The 26,742-nt window shown below is 63.6% G+C and carries 23 protein-coding genes; 1 reads left to right on the top strand and 22 read right to left on the bottom strand.

What is annotated here, in order from left to right; translation table 11 throughout:
- Positions 1-69: 69 nt before the first annotated feature.
- The 20 genes from pseI to KOM00_RS16075 form a co-directional block, all read right to left on the bottom strand.
- Positions 70-1,128: a pseudaminic acid synthase gene (pseI, locus tag KOM00_RS16170; protein ID WP_216499971.1), complete on the bottom strand. Its 1,059-nt coding sequence runs from the start codon at positions 1,126-1,128 to the stop codon at positions 70-72.
- Complete coding sequence (pseH, locus tag KOM00_RS16165; RefSeq protein WP_216499970.1) at positions 1,125-1,685, bottom strand: UDP-4-amino-4,6-dideoxy-N-acetyl-beta-L-altrosamine N-acetyltransferase; 561 nt, start codon at positions 1,683-1,685, stop codon at positions 1,125-1,127. The genes pseI and pseH overlap by 4 nt, the downstream gene beginning before the upstream one ends.
- Before the next feature lie 19 nt (positions 1,686-1,704).
- Positions 1,705-2,400 carry a pseudaminic acid cytidylyltransferase gene (gene pseF, locus KOM00_RS16160; protein ID WP_216499969.1) on the bottom strand — a complete coding sequence of 232 codons (696 nt, stop codon included), beginning with the start codon at positions 2,398-2,400 and terminating at the stop codon, positions 1,705-1,707.
- A complete protein-coding gene (gene pseC / locus KOM00_RS16155) occupies positions 2,397-3,566 on the bottom strand; it encodes a UDP-4-amino-4,6-dideoxy-N-acetyl-beta-L-altrosamine transaminase (RefSeq protein ID WP_216499968.1) in 1,170 nt (389 codons plus the stop codon). Before pseC ends, pseF begins: the two co-directional genes overlap by 4 nt.
- A gap of 10 nt (positions 3,567-3,576) precedes the next feature.
- Positions 3,577-4,587 (bottom strand): UDP-N-acetylglucosamine 4,6-dehydratase (inverting), encoded by a 1,011-nt coding sequence (pseB, locus tag KOM00_RS16150; protein ID WP_216499967.1) that lies wholly within the window; start codon positions 4,585-4,587, stop codon positions 3,577-3,579.
- A 237-nt stretch (positions 4,588-4,824) separates the two neighbouring features.
- The gene (waaC, locus tag KOM00_RS16145) at positions 4,825-5,877 is read right to left on the bottom strand and encodes a lipopolysaccharide heptosyltransferase I (protein ID WP_216499966.1); all 1,053 of its coding nucleotides are present in this window, start codon (positions 5,875-5,877) and stop codon (positions 4,825-4,827) included.
- Between the two features lie 123 nt (positions 5,878-6,000).
- Positions 6,001-7,077 carry a tetraacyldisaccharide 4'-kinase gene (gene lpxK / locus KOM00_RS16140; RefSeq protein WP_216500065.1) on the bottom strand — a complete coding sequence of 359 codons (1,077 nt, stop codon included), beginning with the start codon at positions 7,075-7,077 and terminating at the stop codon, positions 6,001-6,003.
- A gap of 25 nt (positions 7,078-7,102) precedes the next feature.
- Complete coding sequence (locus KOM00_RS16135) at positions 7,103-8,413, bottom strand: 3-deoxy-D-manno-octulosonic acid transferase (protein WP_216499965.1); 1,311 nt, start codon at positions 8,411-8,413, stop codon at positions 7,103-7,105.
- 114 nt (positions 8,414-8,527) lie between these two features.
- Positions 8,528-9,454: a lysophospholipid acyltransferase family protein gene (locus KOM00_RS16130; protein ID WP_216499964.1), complete on the bottom strand. Its 927-nt coding sequence runs from the start codon at positions 9,452-9,454 to the stop codon at positions 8,528-8,530.
- A gap of 15 nt (positions 9,455-9,469) precedes the next feature.
- Complete coding sequence (msbA, locus tag KOM00_RS16125) at positions 9,470-11,212, bottom strand: lipid A export permease/ATP-binding protein MsbA (RefSeq protein WP_216499963.1); 1,743 nt, start codon at positions 11,210-11,212, stop codon at positions 9,470-9,472.
- Positions 11,209-12,327: a lipid-A-disaccharide synthase gene (gene lpxB / locus KOM00_RS16120; RefSeq protein ID WP_216500064.1), complete on the bottom strand. Its 1,119-nt coding sequence runs from the start codon at positions 12,325-12,327 to the stop codon at positions 11,209-11,211. The genes msbA and lpxB overlap by 4 nt, the downstream gene beginning before the upstream one ends.
- Before the next feature lie 199 nt (positions 12,328-12,526).
- The gene (gene lpxA / locus KOM00_RS16115) at positions 12,527-13,303 is read right to left on the bottom strand and encodes an acyl-ACP--UDP-N-acetylglucosamine O-acyltransferase (RefSeq protein ID WP_216499962.1); all 777 of its coding nucleotides are present in this window, start codon (positions 13,301-13,303) and stop codon (positions 12,527-12,529) included.
- Between the two features lie 15 nt (positions 13,304-13,318).
- The gene (fabZ, locus tag KOM00_RS16110; RefSeq protein WP_216499961.1) at positions 13,319-13,753 is read right to left on the bottom strand and encodes a 3-hydroxyacyl-ACP dehydratase FabZ; all 435 of its coding nucleotides are present in this window, start codon (positions 13,751-13,753) and stop codon (positions 13,319-13,321) included.
- Positions 13,754-13,916: 163 nt separating this feature from the next.
- Complete coding sequence (gene lpxD, locus KOM00_RS16105) at positions 13,917-14,957, bottom strand: UDP-3-O-(3-hydroxymyristoyl)glucosamine N-acyltransferase (protein WP_216499960.1); 1,041 nt, start codon at positions 14,955-14,957, stop codon at positions 13,917-13,919.
- A 182-nt stretch (positions 14,958-15,139) separates the two neighbouring features.
- Entirely contained in the window at positions 15,140-15,655 is a 516-nt protein-coding gene (locus tag KOM00_RS16100) for an OmpH family outer membrane protein (protein ID WP_216499959.1), read from the bottom strand.
- A gap of 25 nt (positions 15,656-15,680) precedes the next feature.
- Positions 15,681-18,095 (bottom strand): outer membrane protein assembly factor BamA, encoded by a 2,415-nt coding sequence (gene bamA, locus KOM00_RS16095; RefSeq protein WP_407931692.1) that lies wholly within the window; start codon positions 18,093-18,095, stop codon positions 15,681-15,683.
- Positions 18,096-18,149: 54 nt separating this feature from the next.
- Positions 18,150-18,830, bottom strand: coding sequence for an ABC transporter ATP-binding protein (locus KOM00_RS16090; RefSeq protein WP_216499958.1), 681 nt, complete (start codon positions 18,828-18,830; stop codon positions 18,150-18,152).
- A complete protein-coding gene (locus tag KOM00_RS16085; RefSeq protein WP_216499957.1) occupies positions 18,823-20,073 on the bottom strand; it encodes a lipoprotein-releasing ABC transporter permease subunit in 1,251 nt (416 codons plus the stop codon). Before KOM00_RS16085 ends, KOM00_RS16090 begins: the two co-directional genes overlap by 8 nt.
- Complete coding sequence (gene lysS / locus KOM00_RS16080) at positions 20,073-21,551, bottom strand: lysine--tRNA ligase (RefSeq protein WP_216499956.1); 1,479 nt, start codon at positions 21,549-21,551, stop codon at positions 20,073-20,075. The genes KOM00_RS16085 and lysS overlap by 1 nt, the downstream gene beginning before the upstream one ends.
- A gap of 143 nt (positions 21,552-21,694) precedes the next feature.
- A complete protein-coding gene (locus tag KOM00_RS16075; protein WP_216499955.1) occupies positions 21,695-23,056 on the bottom strand; it encodes an RCC1 domain-containing protein in 1,362 nt (453 codons plus the stop codon).
- 170 nt (positions 23,057-23,226) lie between these two features.
- Between KOM00_RS16075 and ettA the strand changes: the two genes are divergently transcribed.
- The gene (gene ettA / locus KOM00_RS16070; protein WP_216499954.1) at positions 23,227-24,912 is read left to right on the top strand and encodes an energy-dependent translational throttle protein EttA; all 1,686 of its coding nucleotides are present in this window, start codon (positions 23,227-23,229) and stop codon (positions 24,910-24,912) included.
- Positions 24,913-24,993: 81 nt separating this feature from the next.
- Here ettA and bioC read toward each other — a convergent pair whose 3' ends face one another.
- Entirely contained in the window at positions 24,994-25,803 is an 810-nt protein-coding gene (gene bioC, locus KOM00_RS16065) for a malonyl-ACP O-methyltransferase BioC (RefSeq protein WP_216499953.1), read from the bottom strand.
- 123 nt (positions 25,804-25,926) lie between these two features.
- The gene (locus KOM00_RS16060; RefSeq protein WP_239027560.1) at positions 25,927-26,706 is read right to left on the bottom strand and encodes an alpha/beta fold hydrolase; all 780 of its coding nucleotides are present in this window, start codon (positions 26,704-26,706) and stop codon (positions 25,927-25,929) included.
- Positions 26,707-26,742 lie beyond the last annotated feature (36 nt).

The raw sequence follows: 26,742 nt of genomic DNA, 5'->3' as shown, positions 1-26,742 counted from the left end.
AGTCACAAAACCCTTTCTGAAAGTTGCATCGTCCGCGACGCCAAGCCGCAGAGGAAAAAACGACCGGCGCTAGAGCCCGCCCAAGAGATCGAAGGAGAGCGGCGTTCCCCTGCGGATATCGACTGCCGCCCGCTTGCCCAGGAAGGTCTCCAGATACTTGGTGGGAAGACCGTTGCCGGGCCTGATGGCGCGGACGTTCTTCTCGGTGAACGGCTCGCCGGCCTTGACGTCCTCGACCACGTAGAGCGAGCGCCTGAACACCAGCGACTTCTTCTCCTTCTCGGTCGGCCCGTAGCTGATCCGCCCCAGCGACTGCCAGGCGCGCTCGGTCTCGACCACCAGGCTCTTCAGCTCTTCCGGCTCCAAGGAGAAGGTGGAGTCGACCCCGCCGTCGGCGCGGCACAGCGTGAAGTGCTTCTCGATCACCGTGGCACCGAGGGCGACCGCCGCCACCGAGACCCCCACCCCCATGGAGTGGTCGGAGAGCCCGATCTCGCAGCCGAAGAGATCCTTCAGGTGCGGGATGGTGCGCGCGTTGGTGTTCTCAGGGGTGCTCGGGTAGGTGCTGGTGCATTTCAGGAGCACCAGGCCGCGGCACCCCGCTTCGCGCGCCGCGCGCACCGTCTCGTCCAGCTCGGCCAGGGTCGCCATGCCGGTCGAGATGATCACCGGCTTCCCCGTCGCCGCCACCTTGCGGATCAGCGGCAGGTCGGTGTTCTCGAAGGAAGCGATCTTGTAGCAAGGTACGTCCAGCTCCTCCAGGAACTCGACGGAGCTCGCGTCGAAGGGGGTGCTGAAGCAGATGAGCCCCAGTTCGCGGCAGCGATCGAAGATCGGCTTGTGCCACTCCCAAGGGGTGTGCGCCTCCTGGTACAGGTCATACAGGGAGCGCCCCTTCCAGAGGCTCTTGGGGTCCTCGATGAAGAACTCCCCCTCCTTCAGGTCGAGCGTCATGGTGTCGGCGGTGTAGGTCTGCAGCTTCAGTGCGTGCGCGCCGGAAGCGGCCGCGGCCTCGACGATCTCCAGGGCGCGCTCCAGCGACTGGTTGTGGTTCCCCGACATCTCGGCGATGATGAATGGCGCGTGGCCCGGGCCGATGAACCTGTCGCCGATCTGGATAGAACTCATTGTGCTGCGTCCTCCCGGAATATCTTTGCCGCCAACGCTTCCTTGTTGGCCAGCCAGTTCTCTTTGAAAGTAGCGAAGACGACAACGTCCTCGTAGCGCCCGTTCTTCAGCACGTGCTGCACCAGCCGCCCCTCCTGCGCGAAGCCGAGGCGGGTGTGGTACTTGATGCTCCCCTCGTTGAAAGCGAAGGCCTCGGCGCAGAGCTTTCTAACGCCCTGCTTCTCGAAGATGTACTCCTGCGCCAGGAACCCCATCACCGTGCCGCAGCCGCGCGGCAGCTCCACGTCCCCGAGGTAGAAGCCCCAGTGGCAGCGGTTGGAATGACGGTCGATCTGGTTGAAGCTCTTCAGGCCGACCTGCCGGCCCTGGTACTCGAAGATGAGGGTCGCGGGGAATTCCGCGTCGCGCGTCCTGGCGAACCAGGCCCGGTGTTCCTCGGGGGCGATCAGGTGGTCGGTGTACATGTAGGAGCGCACGCGCTCGGAATTGCGCCAGGAGAGGACCAGGTCGAGGTCCCGCTCTTCGATGGGGCGCAGGTTGAACTCTTCAGGGCGCATCTGTCACCTCGATGGTTTTTTACTCGACCTGCCCGCGCCAGGCCCGGAACATCAGCTCCGCCCGGTGCCAGTCTTCCAGGGTGTCGATGTCCTGCACCTGGTGGCGCGGCAGAAGGACGGGGACCGCCTTTTCCGAAAAGATCTTCTCCTCGGCTATCCAGGCCTCGGCACGCCCCCAGTAGAACTGCCCGGCATCGTGGAAGGCCTCCTCGAGGTCCTGAGAACGGGTGGAAAACTGGGCGGGATCGAACATCCCGACGCGGCCGTTGCCGTCGATCCTGATGGCGCGCTGGATCGGAAAGGGGTAGCTGGTCACCGAGAAGGCGTAGGAGCAACCGGCCTCCCTGATCAGGTCGAGGCCGCGCTTCAGGTCCGCCGGCGTCACGAACGGGGCGGTGGCGTAGATGCAGCAGGCGTACTCGGGGCGATCCCCCTCCCCCGCCACAAACTCGACCGCGTGGCGGATGACGGGAATGGTGCCGGTATGGTCGTCGGAAAGCTCCGCGGGACGCCGGAAAGGAACCTCCGCCCCGAACTTCTTGGCCACCTCCGCAATCTCGGCGTCGTCGGTGGAGACCAGGACCCGGCTGAAGCAGCCGCTTTCAAGCGCCGCCTCGATGGACCAGGCGATCATCGGCTTGCCGCAGAACTCCTTGATGTTCTTGCGGGGGATCCGCTTGCTGCCGCCCCGTGCCGGGATGATGGCTACGTTCACGACAGCGTCTCTTTGAGCGCCGCGACCACACGGTCCTGCTGCTCGTCGGTGAGGCTGGAGAACATCGGGAGGCTGATCGCCTCGGCGTAGTAGCGCTCGGACTCGGGGAAGTCGCCCGGCTTGAAGCCCAGGCGCCGGTAGTAGGGCTGGGTGTGCACCGGGATGTAGTGCAGGTTGACCAGGATCCCCCGGGCACGCAGCGCCTCGAACACCTCGCGGTGGCTCTTCGAGATCTCGTCCAGCTTGAGCCGGATCACGTAGAGGTGCAGACCCGAGTAGCTGTCGGCGTGCTGGTACGGGGTGACCACCGGGAGCTGCGCCAGGAGTTCGTCGTAGCGCGCCGCCAGGCGGTGCCGGGAAGCGACGAACTCGTCCAGGCGGGTCATCTGGGAAAGGCCGAGGGCCGCCTGCAGGTCGGTGATGCGGTAGTTGAAGCCGAGCTCGATCTGCTGGTAGTACCAGGGGCCGTCGCTCTCCCATTCCATGAAGGCGGGGTCGCGGGTGATGCCGTGGCTTCTCAGGCGGATCAGCCGGTCGTACAGGTCCTTGCGGTTGGTGAGTACCATGCCCCCTTCCGCCGTGGTGATGATCTTCACCGGGTGGAAGCTGAACACGGTCATGTCGGAGAAGCGGCAGCCGCCGATCGCCTCACCTTTATACTTGCCGCCGATGGCGTGGGAGGCGTCCTCGATGACGGAGAAGCCGTACTCGCGGGAGAGCTCGGCGATCCGGTCCATCTCGCAGGGCTGGCCGGAGAAGTGAACCGGGACCACCACCTTGGGGAGCTTCCCTTCCGCCTTGGCCTTTGCCAGCTTCTTTTCCAGCTCGGTTGCGGAGAGGTTGTAGGTCTTCGGGTCGATGTCCACAAAGTCGACACCGGCGCCGCAGTACAGGCCGCAGTTGGCCGAGGCGACGAAGGTGTTGGGGGTGGTCCAGAGGGTGTCCCCCTCGCCAAGTTCGGCGGCGAGGCAGGCGATGTGCAGCGCGGAAGTGGCGCTGTTCACGGCCACCGCGTACTTCGCGCCGCAATACTGCGCCACCGCCTGCTCGAAGGCTTCGATGGACGGCCCTTGCGTCAGCCAGTCGGAACGCAGGACGTCAACAACCGCCTGGATGTCGGCCTCGGAGATGGACTGCCGGCCGTAGGGGATCGGTGCCTGTTTCACGCCCTGCCTCCTAGTAGGTGAAGTTCGGGTCGACGTGTTCCTTGATCAGCTCGCGCAGTTCCTCGACGTTCAGCCACTCGCTGTTGGTGCCGGAGTTGTAGCAGAACCCGTCCTGGCAGAGCTTGCCGTTGAAGGCGGCGGCGAACTTGTCCACGTCCCAAAGCGGGATGGAGGGGAGGATGACGAAGTACTTCTCGAACTCGACCGTGGAGATGGCGTCGGTCATGGTGATCATCTCTTCGTGCAGCTTCTCGCCCGGGCGGATACCGACCACTTCGCGCTTGCAGTTCGGGGCGATCGCCTCGGCGATGTCGTTGATGCGGTAACTCGGGATCTTCGGCACGAAGATCTCGCCGCCCCACATGTTCTCGAGCGCGTAGAGCACCAGCTTGACGCCGTCCTCGAGGGTGATGTTGAAGCGGGTCATGCGCTCGTCGGTGATGGGGAGGACGCCGGAGCTCCTCTTGTTCATGAAGAACGGGATCACCGAGCCGCGGCTCCCCATGACGTTGCCGTAGCGCACCACGGAGAACTTGATGTCGTGCTTCCCCTTGAAGTTGTTGGCGGCAACGAAGAGCTTGTCGGAGCAGAGCTTGGTGGCGCCGTAGAGGTTGATCGGCGCGGCGGCCTTGTCGGTGGAAAGGGCGACGACCTGCTTCACGCCGCGCTCGATGGCGGCTTCGATGACGTTCTGCGCGCCGTGGATGTTGGTCTTGATCGCCTCGAACGGGTTGTACTCGCAGGCCGGGACCTGTTTCAGCGCGGCGGCATGGATGACGATGTCGATCCCTTCCATGGCCTTGGAGAGGCGCTCGCGGTCACGCACGTCGCCGATGAAGTAGCGGATCTGCTTGTACTTGTCGTGGGAGAACTGCTGCGCCATCTCGAACTGCTTCAGTTCGTCACGAGAGTAGACCACCACCCGTTCGATCTCCGGGTACGCAGTGAGAATGGTTTCCACGAATTTCTTGCCAAACGACCCGGTGCCACCGGTGACCAGAATGCTGCGATTTTTTAACACGTTCGTCCCTCGCTTGATAATTTCGATAAATATCTTTTCAGGTGCTGCGGCAACCGCTCCGCCCCCGTTTACCTTCACATTCCCAACCGCCCAGGCGGGCTCCGGGCAAAACAACGCACAACATAGCAGAAACGCCACAAAAAAGCGAGCAAGGACAGCGTCTGCGGCCATCCTTGCCCTAATTAACCTCTTTGCCTATTTCTCCCTCCTCCCTTGCGGGGGAGGGGGTGGGCAGTTCTACCCGACTGACGGCGCCAGCAGGCGCAGCACGGCCGAGAGCACCGCCTCGACCTTTATGCTGTCACGACACTTGGCGTCCTTGTCGCAGTGGTCCCTCAGGCATCCCGCACAGTGCATGGGCGATTGCAGGGCGACATGGGCGTCGCCGCGCGGCGCGCTCCTCTTGGCGAGGGTGCCGCGGTAGAAGGAGACCGTCGGTGTCCCCAGGGCGGCGGCCATCTGCACCAGCCCGGCGTCACCCCCGACCACCAGGTCCACCTTCTTCAGGAGGGCGACCAGCCCCTTCAGGGAAAGGCGGTCCAGGACCCGGCACCCCGGCCCGACGGCGGCGGCTATCGAGCAGGCCACCTCGCGCTCGGCGTCGGTGCTGCAGGGGAGCAGGATGGATGCGTCGTGAAAGCGATCCAGCACCTCCCGGCCCAGTTCGGTCCACCCCTTTTCACTCCAGGCCCCGGTCGGCTGGGCGGTGCCGTGGTGAAACAGGAAAACCAGCCCGTCCGCCAGCGTGGCGAGGAGCGCCTCGGCGTTGGCTTCGTCCTCCGGCGAACTCTCGAGGTGGCTCACCAGGTCCATGGAGCGGAAGTCCTTGGCCAGAGGGATGCTGACCATGCGCAGGGCACGGTCGACGTTGTGGAACTCCTGCCTGCGCACCGGAATCAGGCGGGTGTTGCACATCGTGTTGAGGGGTTCCTTGACCTCTTCGCGCTCGAAACCGAGCCGGTCGGCACAACCGGAAAACCGGGAGATCACCCCGCTCACCTGGTCTCCCTGGAGGTCGAACACCAGGTCGTAGGCCCGCTCGCAGAGGGTCTTCTGCAGGGCGGAAATCCCGCGCCAGGTCTTGACGGCAAAGCGGTGCCTGCGCCACCGGGCGGCCGGCACAGGGTGCAGTTGGCTTACCAGCGGGTGTCCCGCCAGCAGCTCCTGCAGGCTCTCCTCGATCACCCAATCGACCTCGATGCCGGGCGCCGCCTGGTGCAGGTAGTCGAGCACCGGCAGGGTCTGGATCACGTCGCCAAGGGATGATGGTTTGATGATCAGTACGCGCATCTAGTTTTCACTCGCAGCATTTTTTTCGCTTTCTAGCCCCTCTCCCCACTGGGAGAGGGTGGCCGAAGGCCGGGTGAGGGCGACGGCAGGATCAAGATCTTGCCACTTGCAGCGCCCTCACCCCTACCCTCTCCCGGGGGGAGAGGGGGAGGGTGACGATGTCAGCAGCTTGGACAGGGCATCCTCAAGGGGATGCGAGTCCCGGAACTCCAGTTCGAGCACCACTGCAAAGCAGCCCGGGAGCTTTTCCGCATGGGGGAGCAGTTTCACGGCATCCTTCTGGGTGGTGAGAAGCACCGTGGAGCGCGAGGCGGTCTTCAGCCGGACTATGGCGGCGATCTCGGGCTCGCCGTAGCTCACGTGGTCAGGGAAGGAGAGCGTGGTCACCGGCCTTACCCCGACCGCTTCCAAGCCGTCGAAGAAGGCACCCGGGTTGGCGATGCCGGAGAAGGCCATGACGCGCGGCCCCTGTGCCGATTCGAATCCGGTGGCGGGCCCGCCGCCGAGCGGGACTATGCCAGAAAGGCGATGCTTTGTCCAGCAGGTCGGCTTGCCGGGAACAGGGGCGCCCCCCCCCTTTCCTTCCGGCGTCCTGGTGCATACCACCACGTCGGCGCGCCCGGCCGCAGCAGGCGCCTCGCGCAGGAAGCCTCCCGGCAGGGTGAGGCCGTTGTCGAACGGCTTCTCCGCGTCCAGCAGCAGGAGGTTCAGGTCCCTCTTCAGCTTCAGGTGCTGGTAGCCGTCGTCCAGGATGAAGATGTCCGGGTTGAGAAGCTCCAAGGCATGGAGCCCGGCCCGGTAGCGGTTGGAACCGATCACCACCATGAGGCCCGGCAGCATCCCGGCCAGCTGGCACGGCTCGTCCCCCGCCTCCTCGGGCGAGAGCAGGAGGTTCTCGCCGTCGGAAACGATGCGGATCTCCCCCTCGGCGCTCCCGCCGTAGCCGCGGGAAAGCACACAGACCCTCTTGCCTTGACTCATCAGACGCCCCGCCACCCACGCGACCATCGGGGTCTTGCCGGTGCCGCCCAACACCAGGTTGCCGACCGAAATCACCGGGCGCGGCAGCCGGTGCGAGGGAATGAGCCCGAGCCGGTACCCGAGCGCCCTCAGTCGCAGCACCGCCGCGTACGGGCGTGAGGCGAGACGCAGCAGGGCGAGCAAGGCCCGGTCTCCCCGGCCGGAGCGTTTCCCCGACATCAGCTCGCGATAGTAGTTCTCCAGGTCAGCCACGTTGTCCTCCTCGTTCCAGCAGGGAGGCCATCACGTCAAGGTGCCGCCCGGTGGCGCCCGCGCTCTCCAGGAGGATGCCGGCGCCCCGGCGCCCCAGCTCTTCCCGAAGGGAGGCATCGGCGGCGAGACGCATGACCTCTGACTTGAGCGCCGCCACGTCGGGGGGCTGCACCTCGGCGCCGCAATGCTTCACGAAGAGCGCCGCGATCTCGCGGAAGTTTTCCATGTGCGGCCCGAACAGCACCGGCACCTGGCATGCGGCCGGCTCAAGCGGGTTGTGCCCGCCGGTTGGGACCAGGCTCCCCCCGACGAAGACGAGGTCGGAGGCGCGGTAGAGTCCGGCTAGCTCGCCCACCGTGTCCAGCAGCAGGATCCCCCCCGCCGGAAGCGGACCGGAGCCGTCCAGGGCGGAGCGGGACTGGAAGGGGAAGCCCTCCTTCTTGATCAGCTCGGCGACCCCGGGAGCGCGCTCGGGATGGCGCGGCGCCAGGATCAGGAAGCTCTGCGGATCGCGCGCCAGCAGGTCGCGGTAAGCCGAGAGGACCTGTGCCTCCTCCCCCTCGTGCGTGCTTGCCGCGGCGAAGACGAAGCAGTCCGTGGGTATTTGGTATTTCTCCTTGATCCCGGCCACCTGCTGGGCCGGCGCCTTGACCACCGGAATGTCGTACTTCAGGTTCCCACCGACGTGCACCGCGGCGGGCGGAGCGCCTATCGCGCGGATGCGCTCGGCGTCCACCGCAGTCTGCATGCAAAGGGCCGAGAGGCGCTGCAACACCGGCCGGAAAAACCAGGACAGACGCAGGTACCGACCGAAGGAGCGGTCGGAGATGCGGCCGTTGGCTAAAAGCACCGGGATACCCAGCTCCCGCGCGACGGCGATGAAGTTGGGCCAGATCTCGGTCTCCATGATGACCACGAGCTCCGGGCGGATCTGTTCCAGCACCGAACGGACGGCGAAGGGGTAGTCGAAGGGGAAGTAGATGCAGAGGTCGGCGGCCTTGCTCTTCTGGGCGACGCTGCGGCCGGTCTCTGTGACGTTGGAGACAACGATCTTCTTACCGGGGAAGCGCTGGCGGATCCCCTTCAGGAGCGGCAGCGCGGCGTTGGTCTCGCCGACGGAGACGGCGTGCACCAGGATGGTCCTTCCCCCGTTGCCGATCAGGTCGAGTTCCTCGGCGGGGATGCGGCCGAAGCGTTCCAAGAAGGCGGTACGGCGCCCGCGGGAGAGAGAACGGTAGGCGTGGAAGGGAACCAGGAGCGGCAGGATGAGCCACAAAAGCAGGTTGTAGATGATGTTGATCATGTAAGGACTTTCGTAGGGGCGAATAACCATTCGCCCGCCTTTGGCTCGCCTGATTGCTCCTGCGCGGGTACCGTGGTCGGGGCACCGGTGGGCAGGGCAAATGATTATTTGCCCCTACAGTGCGGGGCTGGCGGCGGGCTGCGGCGCGTTCTTCCAGCGTTTGTGCACCCAGTACCACTGTTCGGGGTGCCGGACCACGTACTCTTCGATGTAGCGGTTCAACCCGCAGGCGTCCTCGAAAGCGGTCACCTCCGGATCCTCCGCAGCGGAGAGCCGGTACTCGGGATGTATGGTGATGACGCTCTTGTCCCCCTCGCGGTGGATGAAGGCGGGGACCAACGGTGCACCGCTCTTCCTGGCGATCAGGGAGGGCATGCGCATGGTCCAGGCCGGACGCCCCAGGAAATCAGCGAGGATCCCCCACTCGGACTGTACCGCCTGGTCGATCAATAGCCCCACCACCTCCCGCTTCTTGAGCGCGGAGAACATCGCCCGGAGCGCGCCGTCCTTGTAGATAAGCCCGTTGCCGTAGCTCTTGCGGATGCGCTCGACCATCCGGTTCAGGTGGGGGTTGTCCTGGCGCCTGGCCACCACGGAGAGCTCATGCTTGTGCACCCCGAAGGCGAGCGCCAGAAGCTCCCAGTTGCCGCTGTGGGCCGTGATGAAGATGAGTCCCTTCCCCTTGGCGAAGGCGGCGTCGAAGTGCTCCAGCCCGCGGAACTCGACGTTGTCGATCAGTTCCTGCCCACGCCCCCGGTATATCTTGCAGACCTCGACGATGCAGCAGCCCAGGTTCTCGAAGACGCCCCGGGCCACTTCCTTGGCGGTCCCCCCCTGCCACCCCGGCTGGCGCTCCAGGAAGGGGAGGCTCGCTTCCAGGTTGGCGATGGCGATGCGGCGCCTCCTCCCCAGGAAAAGGAATGCGATCCGCCCCAGCAACCGTCCGGCCGACAGGGCGACGCTGTTGGGGAACAGCGCGATCGTGGAGGAGACCACCACGAAGAATGCCATCTCAAGATACCAGCGCACCTGTTTCAGCATGCCCCGCTCCCCCGTTTACGCCCTGAACTGCATGCCGTGCAGGCGGCTGTAGATCCCATCCGCCTTGAGCAGGTCGTCGTGGCTCCCCATCTCGGCAACCGCCCCCTTCTCAAGCACCACGATGCGGTCGGCATGGGTGATGGTGGAGAGACGATGGGCGATGACGAAGGTGGTTCGGTTCTGCATCAGGTTGTTGAGCGCCTTCTGCACCATCTGCTCGCTCTCGGTGTCGAGCGCGCTGGTCGCCTCGTCCAGGATGAGGATCGGGGCGTCCTTGAGTATCGCGCGGGCGATGCAGAGCCTCTGGCGCTGGCCGCCGGAAAGACGCACGCCGCGGTCCCCGATGTTGGTCAGGTACCCCTCCGGGAGATCCTGGATGAAGTCGTGGGCGAAGGCGGCGCGGGCCGCGGCCTCGACCTCCGCATCGGTCGCGGTCATCCTCCCGTAGCGGATGTTGTTGGCGATGGTGTCGTTGAAGAGGATGGTCTCCTGGTCGACCAGCGCGATCTGCTCCAGGAGGCTCTTCATGGTCCGCTCGCGGATGTCCACGCCGTCCATGAGTACCTGGCCGCTGGTCGGGTCGTAGAAGCGGGTGATGAGTGAGACCAGCGTGGTCTTGCCGCCGCCGGAGGGGCCGACCAGGGCGATCACCTCGCCTCTTTTCGCCGTGAGGTTCACCCCCTGCAGCACGTAGTCGTCCTCGTACTTGAAGCGCACATCGCGGAACTCCACCTCGCCGCGCGCCTTGCCCAGGTCGCGCGATCCCGGGGCGTCGACGATCTCCGGTTTCTCGTCCATGACCTCGAAGACCCGCTCGGCGGCCCCCATGGAGCGCTGCAGGTTGTTGAAGGCGGCCAGAAGCCTCTTGATCGGGTTGAACACCAGCACCATGGCGGTGATGAAGGAGAAGAACTCCGAGGCACTCTTCGTGCCGTGCATGACGTTGGAGCCGCCGACCCAGATAACCGCGGCGATGCCGAAGGAGGTGATGAACTCCATGATCGGGGTGGAGAGCCCCTCGTACTTGATGTTCTTCCGGGTGAAGTGGTAGAAGTCGCGGTTGCGCGCCCGGAAGCGCTCGATCTCGCGACCCTCCAAACCGAAGGCCTTGACCACCTTGATGCCGGAGTAGGTCTCCTGGAGGATGCTGGCGAGATCCCCCATCTTTTCCTGCCCCTGCCGCGCCACGCGCTTGATCCTCTTGCCGATCTTCCTGGCCGGGACCACGGTGAGCGGGATCACCACGAAAGAGATCAGCGCGAGCTGCCAGTCACGGTAGAAGATGACCCCCAAAAGGGCGATGGCGGAGAGGCCGTCGCGGAACAGGCCGGTGATGACCTGCCCCACCCCCTCCTGCATCATGCTCACGTCGGAGAGGACGCGCGACATCAGCGTCCCGGTCTCGTGACGGTGGAAGTAGCCGATGCTGAGCCTCATGTTCTTTTCGTACAGGTCGTTGCGCACGTCCTGTACCGCGAGCTGTCCGGCGCTTCGGATGAAGTAGTCGTTGGTGTAACGGCACAGTCCGCGCAGGGCGTAGAGTAAGACGATCCCCGCCGGGAGCAGGACGAAGATCGCCGTCTCCTTGCCGGAGAAGATCCTTCTCAGGACCGGTTCCACCAGGTACGCCATGGCGCCGTCCATGCCGCCCACGCCGACCGAGCCGAGCGCGGCCAGCGCGATGCGCCACCCGTAGGGGCGGCTGTAACTTAACAGGCGTTGAAACACGTTGGGTCTTACGGGTACTGCACTGCTCATTTCATCATCTCCAAGGCGAGTCGGGCCACCCGGCCCAGGGCCCCGCCGTTACCAAGCTTCACTCTCATCGCCGCGAAATCCTCGCGCATCTGCGCCGCATACCCCGGCCGGTTCAGCAGGGCGTCGATCTCGTCGGCGATCGGCACCGGCTCGGCCTCGTGCTGGAGCAGTTCCTGGACCATGCGCTTTTCAGCGACGATGTTGCTGATGCCGATGTGCGGCACGTTGATCACCCGCTTCCCGATCTCGTAGGTAAGGGTGGACATCTTGTAGATGATCACGTGGGGGACTCCCACCAGGGCGAGCTCCATGACCACGGTACCCGATGCGGCGATGACCGCGTCGCAGCCGCTCATCACGTCGTGGTTTCTCCCGGAGACCACCTTTACCTCGAGCCGCGAACCGGCGAGGTACGGTGCCAGGTCCTCGTCCTTTAGGGACGTCGCGCGCGGCAGAACGAACTGCAGGTCCGGCATGCGCTCCTTGAGGATCCGCGCCGACTCCAGGATGATGGGGAGGAGCTTCTGGATCTCGGAGCGGCGGCTCCCCGGGAAGAGGCCGATGCAGCGCCGCTCGGGGTCGAGCCCGAGCGAGGCGAGCGCCTCGTCCCGCTTCATGGTCGGCTTGACCAGGTCGAGCAGGGGATGCCCCACGAAGGTGACCGGCACGCCGGCCTTCTGGTAGAAGGGAACCTCGAACGGGAAGAGCACCGCCATCATGTCCACGACGCGTCCGATGCCGTGCACGCGGTGGCTTCTCCAGGCCCAGACCTGCGGCGAGATGAAGTAGAGCACCTTGACGCCGGCCTTCTTGGCCACCTTGGCGAGCCGAAGGTTGAAGTCGGGGTAGTCGATCAGGATCAAAAGGTCGGGGGGATCGTTGTGGATCTTTCTCTTGAGGGTGGTGAAGCCGCTCACGATGGTGGGGAGGTGCGCCACCACCTCGACCAGTCCCATCACGGCCATCACGTTGGCGTCGACCAGCGTCTCGACCCCGGCCTCGCGCATGCAGTTCCCGCCCATGCCGAAGAAGCGGGTCCCGGGGGCAAGCGCGCGGATGGCGGTCGCGATCTGCGCGCCGTACATCTCGCCGGACGCCTCACCGGCGACGATCATCACTGACTGTTTCTTCTCTTGCAAAAGAACCTCTTAAAGACAGATAAAGATTAAGATCAAGACTAAGAAGGCCTCTCTCAATCTTAATCTTTGTCTCAATCTGCCCTCTTAAAGACAGGTAAAGATAAAGATTAAGACTAAGAGAGTGTAACTTAATCTTAATCTAAGTCTTAATCTTCCTTTTGATCTGCCTTCGTTGCTACCTGGCGACGCCGCGCTTCGAGCTCTCGATGAACTCGATGAAGTGGTCCACTTCGGGGCACCTGGGAACGTCGCTCTTCATCTTCTCTACCGCCTCGGCAAGCTTCAGCCCCGACATGGAGAGGAGCTTGTACGCTTTCTTAAGGCTCGAGATGGTCTCGTCGGAAAAGCCGCGCCGCTTAAGCCCGATCAGGTTCAGACCGCGCAGACGGCTTTCGGAGCGGTCACCGGTGATGATGGTGTAGGGAGGAACGTCCATCGGAACCGAGGTCATCCCCCCCACCATCACGTGCGCGCCGATGCGCATGAACTGGAGCACGGCACAAAGCCCCCCCAGGATCGCGTAATCCTCGACGGTGACGTGGCCAGCCAGGGTGGCGGAGTTGGCCATGATCACGTTGTTGCCGATGTGGCAGTCGTGTGCGACGTGCGAGTAGGCCATGAAGAGGTTGCTGTCCCCGACGGTGGTCTCCCCGTCGCCGGTGACGGTGCCGAGGTGCAGGCTGGCGAACTCGCGGATGGTGTTGCCGTTGCCGATCTTGAGCCAGGTCTTCTCGCCGCGGTACTTGAGGTCCTGCGGAATGGCGCCGACCGAGGCCATGTGGAAGATGGTGTTGGCCTCACCGATCTCGGTCCAACCGTCGATGACAGCGTGCGGACCGATCTTGGTCCCCTTGCCGATGCTGACGTTTTCGCCGATCACTGCGTACGGGCCGATCTCGACCCCCTCGGCGATCTTGGCGCCGGGGTGGACTATTGCGGTGCTGTGGATCATAACGTTCTCCGTGTACTACTTGTCGCCCAGCGTTGCCTTCAGTTCCGCCTCGGTCATCAGGGTCTCGCCGACGTAGGCCTTGGCGGCGCAGCTCCAGATGCCGCGCTTACTGAAAAGGGTCTCCACCTCGATCCTCAGGGTGTCGCCCGGCTTCACCGGCTTTCTGAAGCGTGCGTTGTCGATGGCCATGAAGTAGCTCACCTTCTCCTTGGCGTCATCGCCCATGGCGGTGTAGGCGAGGATGGCGGCGGACTGCGCCATGGCCTCGATGATGAGGACCCCCGGCATGACCGGGAAGCCCGGGAAGTGCCCCTGGAAGAAGGGCTCGTTCATGGTGACGTTCTTGATTGCGACCACCCGCTTGCCCGGCTCGAGTTCGAGGACCTTATCGATCAGGAGGAACGGGTAACGGTGGGGCAGGATTTCCATAATCTGGACTATGTCGAGCATGCTGATTTCTCTCCTCGCATCGGCGTTTTGCCGGTCAGGCTTGAGCCGAAGTAATTGCATTTCAGTCGTTATGACTCTTCCCCCTTGCGGGGGAAGTTGGGAGGGGGAAGCGCGAAGCCCCCTCCCTACCCCTCCGGGGGAGGGACTAGAACCTTGTGAACGGTTACTCGCCTTTTTGCGCGAGCTTCTCTTCCAACTCGGCCACCCGCTTCTCCAGTGCAGAGAGGGTCTTCCTGAACTCGGGGAGCTTGGGAACCAGGGTGGAGGACTTGAGCCACTCCCGGTGCGGCATGACCGGGGTCCCGGAAAGGACCTGGTTCGGCTCCACGTTGCCCGGCACGCCGGATTGGGCGCCGATCATCACGTTGTCGCCGATCTTGATGTGGCCGGCGACCCCCACCTGCCCCCCCAGGATGACGTGCTTGCCGAGTTGGCTGCTGCCGGAGATCCCCACCTGGGACACGATCATGCAGTCCTCGCCGATCACGCAGTTGTGCCCGATCTGGACCAGGTTGTCGATCTTGGTGCCGCGCTTGATGCGGGTCACTTCCAGCGCCGCGCGATCGATGACCGTGTTGGAGCCGATCTCGACGTCGTCCTCGATTACCACGATGCCGATCTGCGGGATCTTGTACCACGAGCTGCCGTCGGGCGCGTAGCCGAAGCCGTCCGAGCCGATCACCGTGCCGTCATGGATGGTGACCCGGTTGCCGACCCGGCAGCGCTCGCGGATGCTGACGTTGGCGTACAGCGTCACGTCGTCACCCACGCTGGAGCCGGGGTAGAGGACAACGCCCGGGTAAAGGGTGACGCGGTCACCGACGGTCACGCCGGGGCCGACGCTTGCGCCGGGATAGATGGTGACATCAGCCCCGATCTTGGCGCCCGGAGCCACGAAGGCGCCGGGGAGCACGCCCAGCCGCGGGGGCGGTGCCGTGTAGAACAGGGTCAGCAGTTTCGCGAAGGCCAGGTACGGGTTGACATGGAAGATGGCATTCTTGCCGTGGGTGTTGCCTCCGACCCCCATCAGCACCGCCGAAGCGTTGGTGGTGGCGACCTTGCCGGCGTACTTCGGGTTGGCGAGGAAGGTGAGCTGCCCCTCCCCTGCGTCATCCAGGGTGGCCAGTCCGCCGATCAGGATCTCGCCGTCCCCGGCAACGGTGCCACCGAGGTACTCTGCTATCTCACGAAGGGTCTTTTTCATGTAAACATCCTTGAAACCGTTCTAAGTTCTAAGTTCTACGTTCTACGTTAAAAACGACAAGTCCCCCTTCGTGCAAAGGGGGCTCATCGAAATGTTCCGGCAACGGCTGAGGAAGGAGTTATCCGCACCTTCAGACGTGCTTCCTAACGTGGAACGTAGAACGTAGTACGGCAGTTAGAGTCTTATTTCTTTCTGCTCTCGTTGAAGGCCTTCAGGACCGCATCGGTGACGTCGGCGGCCGGGTCAACGTAGACCATGGTCTCCCTGCTGAAGATGGCGGTGTAGCCGCTCTTGCGGCCGAACTCCTGAACCACCTTGCCGATCTCGTCCAGGATCTTATTGGTGTACTCTGAGTTCTTCAACTGCAGGTCGTCCTGGGCATCCTTCAGGAAACGCTGGTAATCCTTCATCCCCTTCTGGTAATCGCGATCCTTCGCGCTGCGGGCGGAGTCGTTGAGCAGCGCGGTCCCCTGGCTCTCCAGTTCACCTTTCAGCTTGAGGAGTTCGGCCTCCCTGGCCGCCTTCTCAGCCTCGTACTTGGAGGCCTTCTGCATCAGCTGGTCCTTCGCCTCTTTGCCGGCGTCGGACTGCGACAGCACTTTCTGAATGTCCACGGAACCGACCTTGGAACCGTCGGCAGCCATTACCGCCAGCGGAAGTGCCAGAACCAGCATAATTGCGATGATGAAACGTTTCATGACTTGCTCCTTCCAGTACATGGATTTAGAAAATGCTGCCGATTGAAAATTCGAGCTTGCCGCCCTTGTTGTCGATCCCCTCCCTGGGGTTGATCGGAATCCCGTACTCCAGCCTCAGCGGGCCGATCGGGGAGAACCACCTGATGCCGCCACCGTACGAGGTGAGGATGTTCGAGAAGGTCCCGTTAAAGGTGTTGTCGCAGTTGCCGGCATCGAAGAACAGCACCCCTTTGAGACCCGCCTCCTTCAGGAGCGGGAAGGACCATTCCACGTTGGCCACAGCCTCGACGTCCCCGCCCAGGTAGACGCGGTTGTCCTTGGAGCCGGTCAGGCCGCCGATACCGGAGGTCGGCACCGGGGTCGTCTTGTTGGGGCTCACCGTCCTCGATGAGTACCCGCGCAGCGAGCTGATGCCGCCCAGGTAGAACTTCTCGTCGATCGGGATCTCTTTGCCGCCGTAGGACTGGACGTACCCCAGCGTGCCGCGCACGGACCCCACGCCGTAGAACAGCGGGTGGAACAGCGTGTGCTCGGTGATGTACTTGATGTACCGGTTGGTCCCCCCTACCCCGGCGAACTCGACGGAGAGGGTGTTCAACATCCCGGTCGAGGGATCGAGGCGGTAGTCGGTGGTGTTCCTGGAGAGGCTGGCGATGATGGCGCTGGTGGTAGAGGTCTTCTCAGGAGCGAGCACCGTGCCGTTAAGGATGTTGAGCCTCAAATCCTCCGACTCGTCGAAGATCTCCTTCTGCTCGTACTTGTAGAGCCAGAAGGTGCTCACCGTGTCGGAGAGGGGGTAGCCCGCCTTGATGTCGCCGCCGGTGGCCCTGCGGGTGTAGTCGAGGTACTGCCGCTCGTTGCGGTAGATGTCGGCGCCCAGGGTCCACTTGGTGTCCATGAAGTAGGGATCGGTGAGGCCCAGGTTGTAAGTCTGCGACTTGCTACCCAGCGATGCCGCGGCGGTCATCTTGAGCCCCAGGCCGAGGAAGTTCGCCTGCTGCACCGACCCCTGGCCGATGATGCCGTCCAGCGAGCTGTAACCGGCGCCGATGCTGAAGGTGCCGGTCGGCTTCTCCTTGACCTCGACGTTCAGGTCGAGCTTGTCCGCGGCGCTCCCCTTGGCCGTGGCCAGGTTCGCCTCCTCGAAGAAGCCGGTGTTCATCAGGTTCTGCTTGCTCTTCTTGAGCGCGGTGGAGCTGTACAGGTCCCCTTCGTCGAGCTTCAGTTCGCGGCGCACCACCTTGTCGCGGGTCTTCACGTTGCCGGTGATGTTGATCCGGTCGATGGTGACCTTCTGCCCCTTCTCCATGTCGAAGGTGATGTCGATGGTGTGGTTCTCCGGGTTGAGCTTGGTGATCGGAGAGGCGTTGGCGAAGGCGTACCCCTTGTCGGCGTAAAGGTCGGTCAGGCCGAAGACGTCGGTGCGCAGGTCGGCGCGGCTGAAGAGCTGGCCCGGCTTCTCCTTGAGCTTGCCGTTCAGCACGGTCTCGCTCTCCAGCAGCTCACCCTTGAAGCCGAGCTTGCCGACACGGTACTGCTCCCCCTCGGTGATGCCGATGCTCACCTTGAGTCCCTTGCGGTCCGGGAGCAGCTCCACCTTCGGCTCGCCGACCTTCACGTTGACGTAGCCGTTGTTCATGTAGTGCTCGGTGAGGAGGTTGACGTCGTTTTTAAGGACCTCTTCCTTGTAGGTGCCGGCGCCGGTCAACCAGGAAAGGAACCACTTCTCGCCGGTCTCCATGGTCTTCTTGAGCTTCTTGTCGGGGAAGGCGTGATTCCCCTCGAACTCGATCTGCTGGATGAGAACCTTGTCCCCTTCCTTGATGCGGAAGATGACGTGGACCTCGGTCTCGGAGCGGATGCTCAGGTCGCCGGAAACCTCGGCTAAGTAGTACCCCTCGTCGGAGTAGAGCTTCTTCACCTTCTTGACGCTCTTTTGCAGGTCCTTGGCGGAGAAGACGGTGTTGGGCTTGATCTCGATCGCCTCGCGGACCTTGTCGGTGGAGAGCTCCTTGGCCCCCTCGATCTTCACCTCGCGCACGATCGGCTTTTCGGTGACCACGTACTCGATGACGACACCGCCGTCCTTCGCTTCGCTCTGCACCTTGACGTCGGTGAAGTGCCCGAGCTTGTAGATGGCACGGATGTCCGCGTCGACCTTGTCCGGGGTGACGACATCGCCGCCCTTCAGGCGCACCGCCTGGAGGATGGCTGCGGTCTCGATGCGGTGGTTGCCGCTGATCTTGACCGCCACGATCTTACCGCCGGCAGCTTGCTCTCCGGCTGCCTTGTCGGCAGCGGACTTGTCGGCAGCGGCCTTGTCGGCGGAGGTGGTATCGGCGGCCTTCCCGGCAGCAGCTTGCTCGGCCTGGGCGGAGGCAACCGTCATGCAAAGCATCAGCTGAGCGGCAAGCAGGGTAGATAACGATTTACGCAGCAAAGGGTCCCCCGAAAAAGCCAAAGATAATAGTTATCAGTAAAAAGGGCGGCGTGGTCAGGCCGCCTCGACCACCTTGCCGTCGACCATCCTGACGGTGCGCGCCATGCCGGCCGCCAAGTGCTCGTTGTGCGTCACTATGACCAGCGAGATGCCGGTGTTGCGCTGGATCTCGTACAAGAGCGAATGCACCTCTTCGCTGGTCTTCATGTCCAGGTTGCCGGTCGGCTCGTCGGCCAGAAGGAGCTTCGGCTCGCGCACCAGGGCGCGCGCAATGGCCACCCTCTGCTGTTCTCCGCCGGAAAGCTCGCCCGGCCGGTGGGTCACCCGGTGGGAAAGCCCCACGTCTTTCAAAAGCTTGAGCGCCCGCCCTTCGCAGCGGGAGCGCTTCTCGCCGCCGATCAAAAGCGGCATCATCACGTTTTCCAGCGCGGAGAACTCCGGCAGCAGGTGGTGGAACTGGAACACGAAGCCGATGGAACGGTTGCGAAAGGCCGCCAGCGGCTGGTCCGCGAGGTTGAAGATCTTCTCGCCGTCGAAGAGCACCTCGCCGGAACTGGGACGGTCGATGGTCCCCATCACGTGCAGGAGCGTGCTCTTGCCTGCGCCGGAGGGCCCCACCAGGGCGATGGTGTCGCCGGCCGCCACGGTTAGGTCGATCCCCTTCAGGACCTCGACCCTGGCCTCGCCGGTCCCGTAGGACTTGAACAGGTTCTTTACCTCGAGCAGGCTACTCATAGCGCAGCGCCTCGGCGGGGGCCATGCGCGAGGCGGCCCAGGAAGGGTACAGCGTCGCGGCAAAGGAAATGAGCACGGCGGTGACGCTGATCAGCACCACGTCGGACGTCACCACCTGGGACGGGAAGTGGTCGAGGTAGTAGATGTCCTTGCTGAAGAGCTCGAAGCCGGTCAGTTTCTGGATCACCGACACAATCGGCTCCAGGTTGAGGGCGACCAGAAGGCCTCCCAGGACGCCGATGATGGTGCCCAAGACGCCGATGATGAGCCCCTCGAAGACGAAGATGCGCATGATGCTGCGGCTGGTAGCCCCCATCGACTTGAGTATCGCGATGTCGCGGGTCTTTTCCATGACCACCATGAACAGCGTCGAGGCGATGCCGAAGGCCGCCACCAGCACGATCAGGGTCAGGATGATGAACATCACGCTCTTCTCGGTCTTGAGCGCGAAGAGGATGTTCTTGTTCATCTGCATCCAGTCCCGGGCGTGGAAGGGAGGGCCCAGTTCGCGGTCGATCCTGCCGGCCAGCTCCCCGGTCTTGTAGACGTCGCGCACCTTCAACTGGATCCCGGTCACCACGTCCCCAAGCCCCAGGAACTGCTGGGCTTCCTTGAGCGAGACGTAGGCCAGCGTCGAGTCGTACTCGAACATGCCGGTGTTGAAGATGCCGGTGATGCGGAAGCGGTTCAGCTTGGGCATCATCCCAAGCGGCGTGATGTTCCCCATCGGGGAGATCACGTCCACCGTGTCGCCCAGGAACAGCCCAAGGTTCTTGGCGAGCTCCTTGCCGATCACCACCCCCGGCGTCTTGCCCACCTCGGGCTCCAGCGATGTGAGGTTCCCCTCGACCATCGACTTGTGCAGGTTGGTCACCTTGGCGTCGGTGGCGACGTCGATGCCGCGCAGGACCACACCGGAGACGTTCTTCCCGGTGGAGAGCATGACCTGGTTGTAGATGAACGGGGTGGCGGCGACGACACCGTCCACCCCCTCAAGTTTCTTCATTACCTGCGGGTAGTCCTGCACCGCGCCGAGGCCGTTCAGGACCACGATGTGCGCGTTGGTCCCAAGGATCTTGTCCTTGAGATCCTCCTCGAAGCCGGTCATCACGGCCAGCACGATGATGAGGGCCATGACGCCGAGGGCGACCCCCGCCACCGAGATCAGGGTGATCAGCGAGATGAAGGTCGATTTGCGCTTCGCCTTCAGGTAGCGCAGCCCTATGAAGAGCTCAAAGGGCATTATTTGCCCTCTTTACGCAGCTGCGGGAACAGGATGACGTCGCGTATCGACGGGGAGTCGGTGAGGAGCATGACCAGGCGGTCGATGCCGATCCCCTCCCCGGCGGTCGGCGGCAGGCCGTACTCCAGGGCGCGGATGTAGTCCTCGTCCATGTAGTGGGCCTCTTCGTCCCCCTTGGCCTTGGCGGCCACCTGGGCCAGGAAGCGCTCCTTCTGGTCGCGCGGATCGTTGAGCTCGGAGAAGGCGTTGGCCATCTCCCGGCCGGCGCAGAAGAATTCGAAGCGGTCCACGTACTCCGGGTCGTGGTCGTTCTTCCGGGATAGGGGCGACACTTCGGTCGGGTAGTTGGTGATGAAGGTCGGCTGGATCAGCTTGGTCTCGGCGACCTCCTCGAAGATCTCGGTGATCAGCTTGCCGTAGCCGATGTCCTCGGGGAGCTCCAGCCCGATCTTCTGGGCGTAGGCGTAGGCGAGGTCGCGGTCCTCGAGGCTCTTCGCGTCGATGTCGCCGTACTCGAGGATCGCTTCCTTCACGGTGAACCTCTTCCAGGGGCGCTGGAAGCTGATCGCCTCGTCGCCGTAGGTGAAGTCCAGGGTCCCTAAGAGTTCCTGGGTCACGTGGCAGAGAAGTTCCTCGGTGAAGTTCATCAGGTCCTCGAAGGTGGCGTAGGCCTGGTAGAACTCCATCATGGTGAACTCGGGGTTGTGGCGCACCGAGATCCCTTCGTTTCTGAAGTTGCGGTTGATCTCGAAGACGCGCTCGAAGCCCCCCACCACCAGGCGCTTCAGGTAGAGTTCCGGGGCTATGCGCAGGAACAGTTCCATGTCCAGCGCGTTGTGGTGGGTCACGAACGGTTTCGCGGTGGCGCCGCCGGGGATCGGCTGCATCATCGGCGTCTCGACCTCGAGGAAGTCGTTTTTGGTCATGAACTCGCGGATCAACTGCACGATCCTGGAGCGCTTGTAGAAGACCTCGCGCACCTCGGGGGAGACGATCAGGTCGACGTAGCGCTGGCGGTAGCGGGTCTCCACGTCGGTCAAGCCGTGGAACTTCTCGGGGAGCGGCAGAAGCGACTTGGTCAGAAGGCGTACGGTGGAGACTGCCAGGGACAGCTCGCCGGTCTTGGTCCTAAACGGGGTACCGGTGGCGCCGATGATATCGCCGATGTCGTAGTTCTCGAACTCGGCGAAGAGCTCCTCGCCCAGGGTGTCCTTCTTAAGGTAAAGCTGCATGCGCCCCTTGCGGTCCTGCACCTGCACGAAGGCGGCCTTGCCGAAAGAGCGGCGCATGATGATGCGCCCGGCGACCACGAAGGTCTGCGGGTCGTCCTCGATGACCTCCTTATCGCCGTAGGCGTCGCGCACGTCGGCCGAGGTATGCTGAGGCTTGTAATCGTTCGGGTACGGGTTGATCCCCGCCTCCCACAATGCATCTACCTTGCGTCTTCTCTGCAGCAGCAGTTCGCTCAACTCTTCCATGTTATCTGCAACCTTTCTTTACCGCGTTGGGCTGTGAAACAATCCGTCAAACTAAACTATTTGCGCCAGCCAAGTCAAGGGAAAAGGGGTACGGCTCGGCCTGGTGAAGCAAGGCTAAAGCCGTATCCCTTCTGACAAATGTGCTACTGGAACTTGACCGTCACCGGCACCTTGAAGTAGGGAACCCCAGAGGTGGTGTCGACAGTGTTGCCGAGCTGCCCCATGCTGTTGTTGCCCCAGCCATACCAGACGCCGTTCACTTTGGCGAACGAGCAGGTCCCGAAGGCGGCGATGTCGGTGGCCCCGGCGAAATGGGCGCCGCCGAAGGTCTGCAGCACATAGACCAGGCTGCTGGAGTTGGTGAAGGTGCCGTTGCCGAGCTGTCCGTAGTAGTTGTTGCCGATGGACTGGATCTCGTAGCTGCCGTCGCTGCCGTCGTTGCCGGGATCCCCCAGAAGCAGCAGGATATGGTTGGTCCCGGTGACCATCTTCTTGATCACCTTGCCGGTCACGGTAAAGACCGGTACCGGGTCGGGGCTGCTCTTCAAGGTCAGCGGCGTCACGTTGCCGTGCTCGATCAGGTCGCCGAGTTCCCCCGCGTCGTTGTACCCCCACCCCCACAGGATCTCGGAGGCGATGGCGCCGAGGTTGTCCCGCTGCACCTCCAGAGCGAGGCTTGCGCTGCCGAGGGCTGCGACCTGCTCGATGGTGCCCGTAAGGGTATCGGGGAAGGTCACCTTCCTGGGACGTGCGCAGCTCGTAGAGTAGGTGCCGAAGCTGGTCTTGCCGAAGCCGACCTGCCCGTAGCTGTTGCCCCCCCAGGCGTAGACGTAGTTGACCGGGGTCCCGCCGCCGGTGGTCAAAAGCGCAAGGGAATGGAGGCCGCCGGCCGCCACCTGCAAGGGGTGCAGCAGGGTCAGGTCTTCGCCGTCGCGGCCGGTGGTGACCTGGACGGGAGCGGTGGCGTTGGTCGTGCTGTTGTTGCCGACCTGGTGGTAGGTGTTCTGCCCCCAGGCGTAGAGCTTGTCGCCGGCGACGGCAAGCGAGTGGTAGCCGCCCGCTGCGATGTCGGTCACGGTGGCGTGCATCCAGACCTCAACCGGTTTCGAGCTGTAGGCATCGGGATAGGTGGTGGAAACCTTGCTCCCCGCCCCGAGCTGGCCGTACAGGTTGTACCCCCAGGAGGAGACGAGGCTCGTGATGTTGCCGAACACCATGGTATGTTCGTTCCCCGCGACGGCCTTTGCCCCGGGCAAGACCATGTTGTCCATTCCCGGAACGTGGACGGCGACCTCGCGTTTCGTCAACGTGCCGTCGCCCAGTTGGCCGAAACCGTTGTACCCCATGGTGAAGGTACTGTGGTTTCTGAAGATGACGCTGTGGCTGTAGAATATGGTGACCGTGGAGGGGATGTGGTCCTTGGAGGAAGAGCCGCCGCAGCCGGAGAGTGCGGCAGTAAGAAGCCCGGCGCAGATCAAAACCTTGAAACGCCCGCGAGTTTGCATGTTAGAGACCCCTTGTTGGTTAATTCGATCCGGCGGATTTAACTATACATAAATGGGAATGTCAAGGACGGACTCCGGGGGATGGCAGTTGACATGCCGCGGTAGTTGCATGTAATAATGGCCCTTTTACAAAACGATACAAAGATTAATAAAACGATACGGAGGAAGTCATGGCTATCGAGCCGAACAAGGTCATCTACTCGATGATCGGGGTGAGCAAGTTTTACGACAAGAAACCGGTGCTGAAGGACATCTACCTCTCCTATTTTTACGGCGCCAAGATCGGCGTGCTCGGTCTGAACGGCTCCGGCAAGAGTTCGCTTCTGAAGATACTCGCCGGCACGGACAAGGAGTTCAACGGCAAGACCATCCTCTCCCCGGGCTACACGGTCGGCTTCCTGGAGCAGGAACCCACCCTCGACCCCTCCAAGACGGTGCGCCAGTGCGTCGAGGAAGGCGTGCAGGAAGTGGTCGACCTGGTGAACGAGTTCAACGAGATAAACATGAAGTTCGGCGAGGAGATGACCGACGCCGAGATGGAGAAGCTCTGCGACCGCCAAGCCAAGGTGCAGGAGAAGCTGGACCACCTGGACGCCTGGGACCTGGACAGCCGCCTGGAGCTTGCCATGGACGCGTTGCGCTGCCCGCCCCCCGAGACCAACGTCGCCAACCTCTCCGGCGGCGAGAAGCGCCGCGTCGCCCTGTGCCGCCTGCTGTTGCAGAAGCCGGACATCCTGCTTTTGGACGAGCCGACCAACCACCTCGACGCCGAGAGCGTGGCCTGGCTTGAGCAGCACCTGCAGCGCTACGCCGGCACCGTCATCGCCGTGACCCACGACCGCTACTTCCTTGACAACGTGGCGGGCTGGATCCTGGAACTGGACCGCGGCCAGGGGATCCCGTGGCAGGGGAACTACTCTTCCTGGCTGGAGCAGAAGGAGAAGCGCCTGGCCCAGGAGGAGAAGACCGAGAGCGAGCGGCAGAAGACTCTGAAGCGCGAGCTGGAATGGATCCGGATGTCCCCCAAGGGTCGCCATGCCAAGGGCAAGGCGCGCATCAACTCCTACGAGGACATGCTGAACACCGAGAGCGAGCAGCGGGCCAAGGACCTGGAGATCTTCATCCCGCCCGGGCCGCGTCTGGGCGGGGTCGTGGTCGAGGCGGAGAACGTCAGCAAGGGGTACGGGGATAAGCTCCTCATCGAGGGGATGGAATTCCGGCTCCCTCCCGGCGGCATCGTCGGCGTCATCGGCCCCAACGGCGCCGGCAAGACCACCCTGTTCCGCATGATCACCGGCGAGGAGAAGCCGGACTCCGGCAGCTTCAAGACCGGCGAGACGGTGAAGCTCGCCTACGTTGACCAGAGCAGGGACGCCCTCGATCCGGACAAGACCATCTGGGAGGTGATCTCGGAGGGCCAGGAGCAGCTGCAGCTCGGCAAACAGCTGGTCAACTCCCGCGCCTACGTGGCCCGCTTCAACTTCTCCGGCGCCGACCAGCAGAAGAAGGTCGGCATGCTCTCCGGCGGCGAGCGCAACCGCGTGCACCTGGCCAAGATGCTCAAGGAAGGCGGCAACGTAATCCTCTTGGACGAGCCGACCAACGACCTGGACGTGAACACCATGCGTGCGCTGGAGGAGGCGCTTGAGAACTTCGCCGGCTGCGCCGTGGTCATTTCCCACGACCGCTGGTTCCTGGACAGGATCGCCACCCACATCCTCGCCTTCGAGGGGGACAGCAAGGTGGTCTGGTTCGAGGGGAACTACTCCGAGTACGAGGAAGACCGCCACGCCCGCCTGGGGACCGCGGCCGACCAGCCGCACCGCATCAGGTACCGCCAGCTGACCCGCGCCTAGGCGGCAAAGGGGCAGACACAAGAAGGGGGCGGCCGATTGACGGCCGCCCCCACTTTTTTGTGCACCTGTAGGGGCGAATAATTATTCGCCCCCTCCCTTGCGGGCGACCCCGTAGACCACCTCGTAGGTCGCCGGCACCCCCGCCTCGCTGCCGAAGCGCGAGCGGTAGCTCGCCATCATCTCCAGCATAACCCTGCGCTCCGCCAGTCCCCTGCCGCTGGCGGGTGCCGTGCTCCCGGCCCCGATCCTCTTCAAGGAGCGGAGCAGTGCCGGCACGTCGGGGTGCAGTTCCACCTCCAGCTCGGAGCCGACCCGCGCTGCCTCGAAGCCAGTCCGCTCCAAGGCGGCCGACACCTCTGCGCAGGGGAAAAAGCTGTGGGTGCGGTCGCCCCCCCCTTCGACTGCCGCCCGGTAGGACTCCCGCAGTTCGAACAGGGTACGCTCCCCGAAGAGGGCGAAACAGAACACCCCGCCGGGGGCCAGCACGCGGCGCGCCTCGGAGAACGCCTGGTCCAACGTGGCGAGCCATTGATAGGTCGAGGTGGAGACCACCACGTCGAAGCTCTCCGCCTCGAAGGGTAGCGACTCGGCATCGGCGTTCACCATGCGTACCCGCCTGCCGGCAAGGTTTTCGGCCGCCGTCTGGCACATCCCCGGCGCGAGATCGACGCCGACGGCGTCCATGTCCGGATACAGATCGGTCAAGCGCGCCAGGAGCCTCCCGGTCCCGGCGCCAATGTCCAGCAGGCGAGCCGGGCTCACCCCTTCCGCCTGCAGCAGCCCGAGCAGCTTCTCGACCACCCTCCCCTGGACCACGGCGTGCCGGTCGTAATCGGTAGCCTGGCGGTGGAACGACTCCCGCACCTTGTCTCTGTCTATCTCTGCTGCCATCGATACCTTACCGAATGATACTCACTCCCCCGGAGGGGAAGGGTTAAGGGAGGGGGAATCCGACGTCCTTGCCTCCATTCTCCCCCTCCGGAAGAAGGGGTTAGTGGAGTGCCGCCGGAGGGGCTAGAGTGCCTCCAGGAAATTTCTGAACAGCTCGTTGAACCGCTCCGGCCTGGTCATGAAGGGGGCGTGACCGCACCCCTGGAATATCTCCAGCCGCGCCATCGGGAGCCGCTGCGCCAAATAGGTCGAGGCAGCGGCAGGGCAGACGGTGTCCAGCTCGCCATGAACGACGAGCACCGGCCGGTCCACCTGCGGCAGTTGCTCCCGCAGGTCCGCCGTGGACAGTATGTTGAGCGATTGCATGACCGCCTCAGGGTCGGCGGAGCGCCCCCCCATCACGATCCCGTGCACGATGCGCTGGTAGAGTGCGTGGTCCAGCTCCCCTTCGGCGAACATCCCCTTGAAGAAGTCGCCCATGGTCTTTTGGTGGTCGCGCCTGAGGCGCAGCCCCATACCCTTCACTTCGACCGGCGGCTTGCCGTGCGGGTAATCGTCCGTGCTGGCGTATCGGGCGTTGCCTCCCACCAGCACCATCCCGGCAAGACGGGGCCGCAGTGCCGGGAAGGCTTGCAGCGCCACCTGCACCCCCATCGACCACCCCACCAGGACCGCGTCCTGCAAAGCGAGTTCTTCGAAGAACGCGGCGAGGTCCGAGGCGTAATCGTCGATGGTGTAGGACGGAGCCGGGGCAGAATGGCCGTGGCCGCGCAGGTCCAAAAAGATGAGGCGCCCGGCATCCGCCAGCTCCTGCTGGAAACGCCAGGCACGCCCGGACATGGCCCAGCCGTGGACGAATACCACCGGTCTTCCCGCGCCTGCTTCCTGATAGTGTAGGGTCACCCGACTTTCTCCTTCTGAAATTACGAAAAGCAGTAA

Source organism: Geomonas diazotrophica, assembly GCF_018919385.1.
GTDB classification, from domain to species: Bacteria; Desulfobacterota; Desulfuromonadia; order Geobacterales; family Geobacteraceae; genus Geomonas; species Geomonas diazotrophica.
This window is presented reverse-complemented; position numbering and strand designations above follow the sequence as displayed.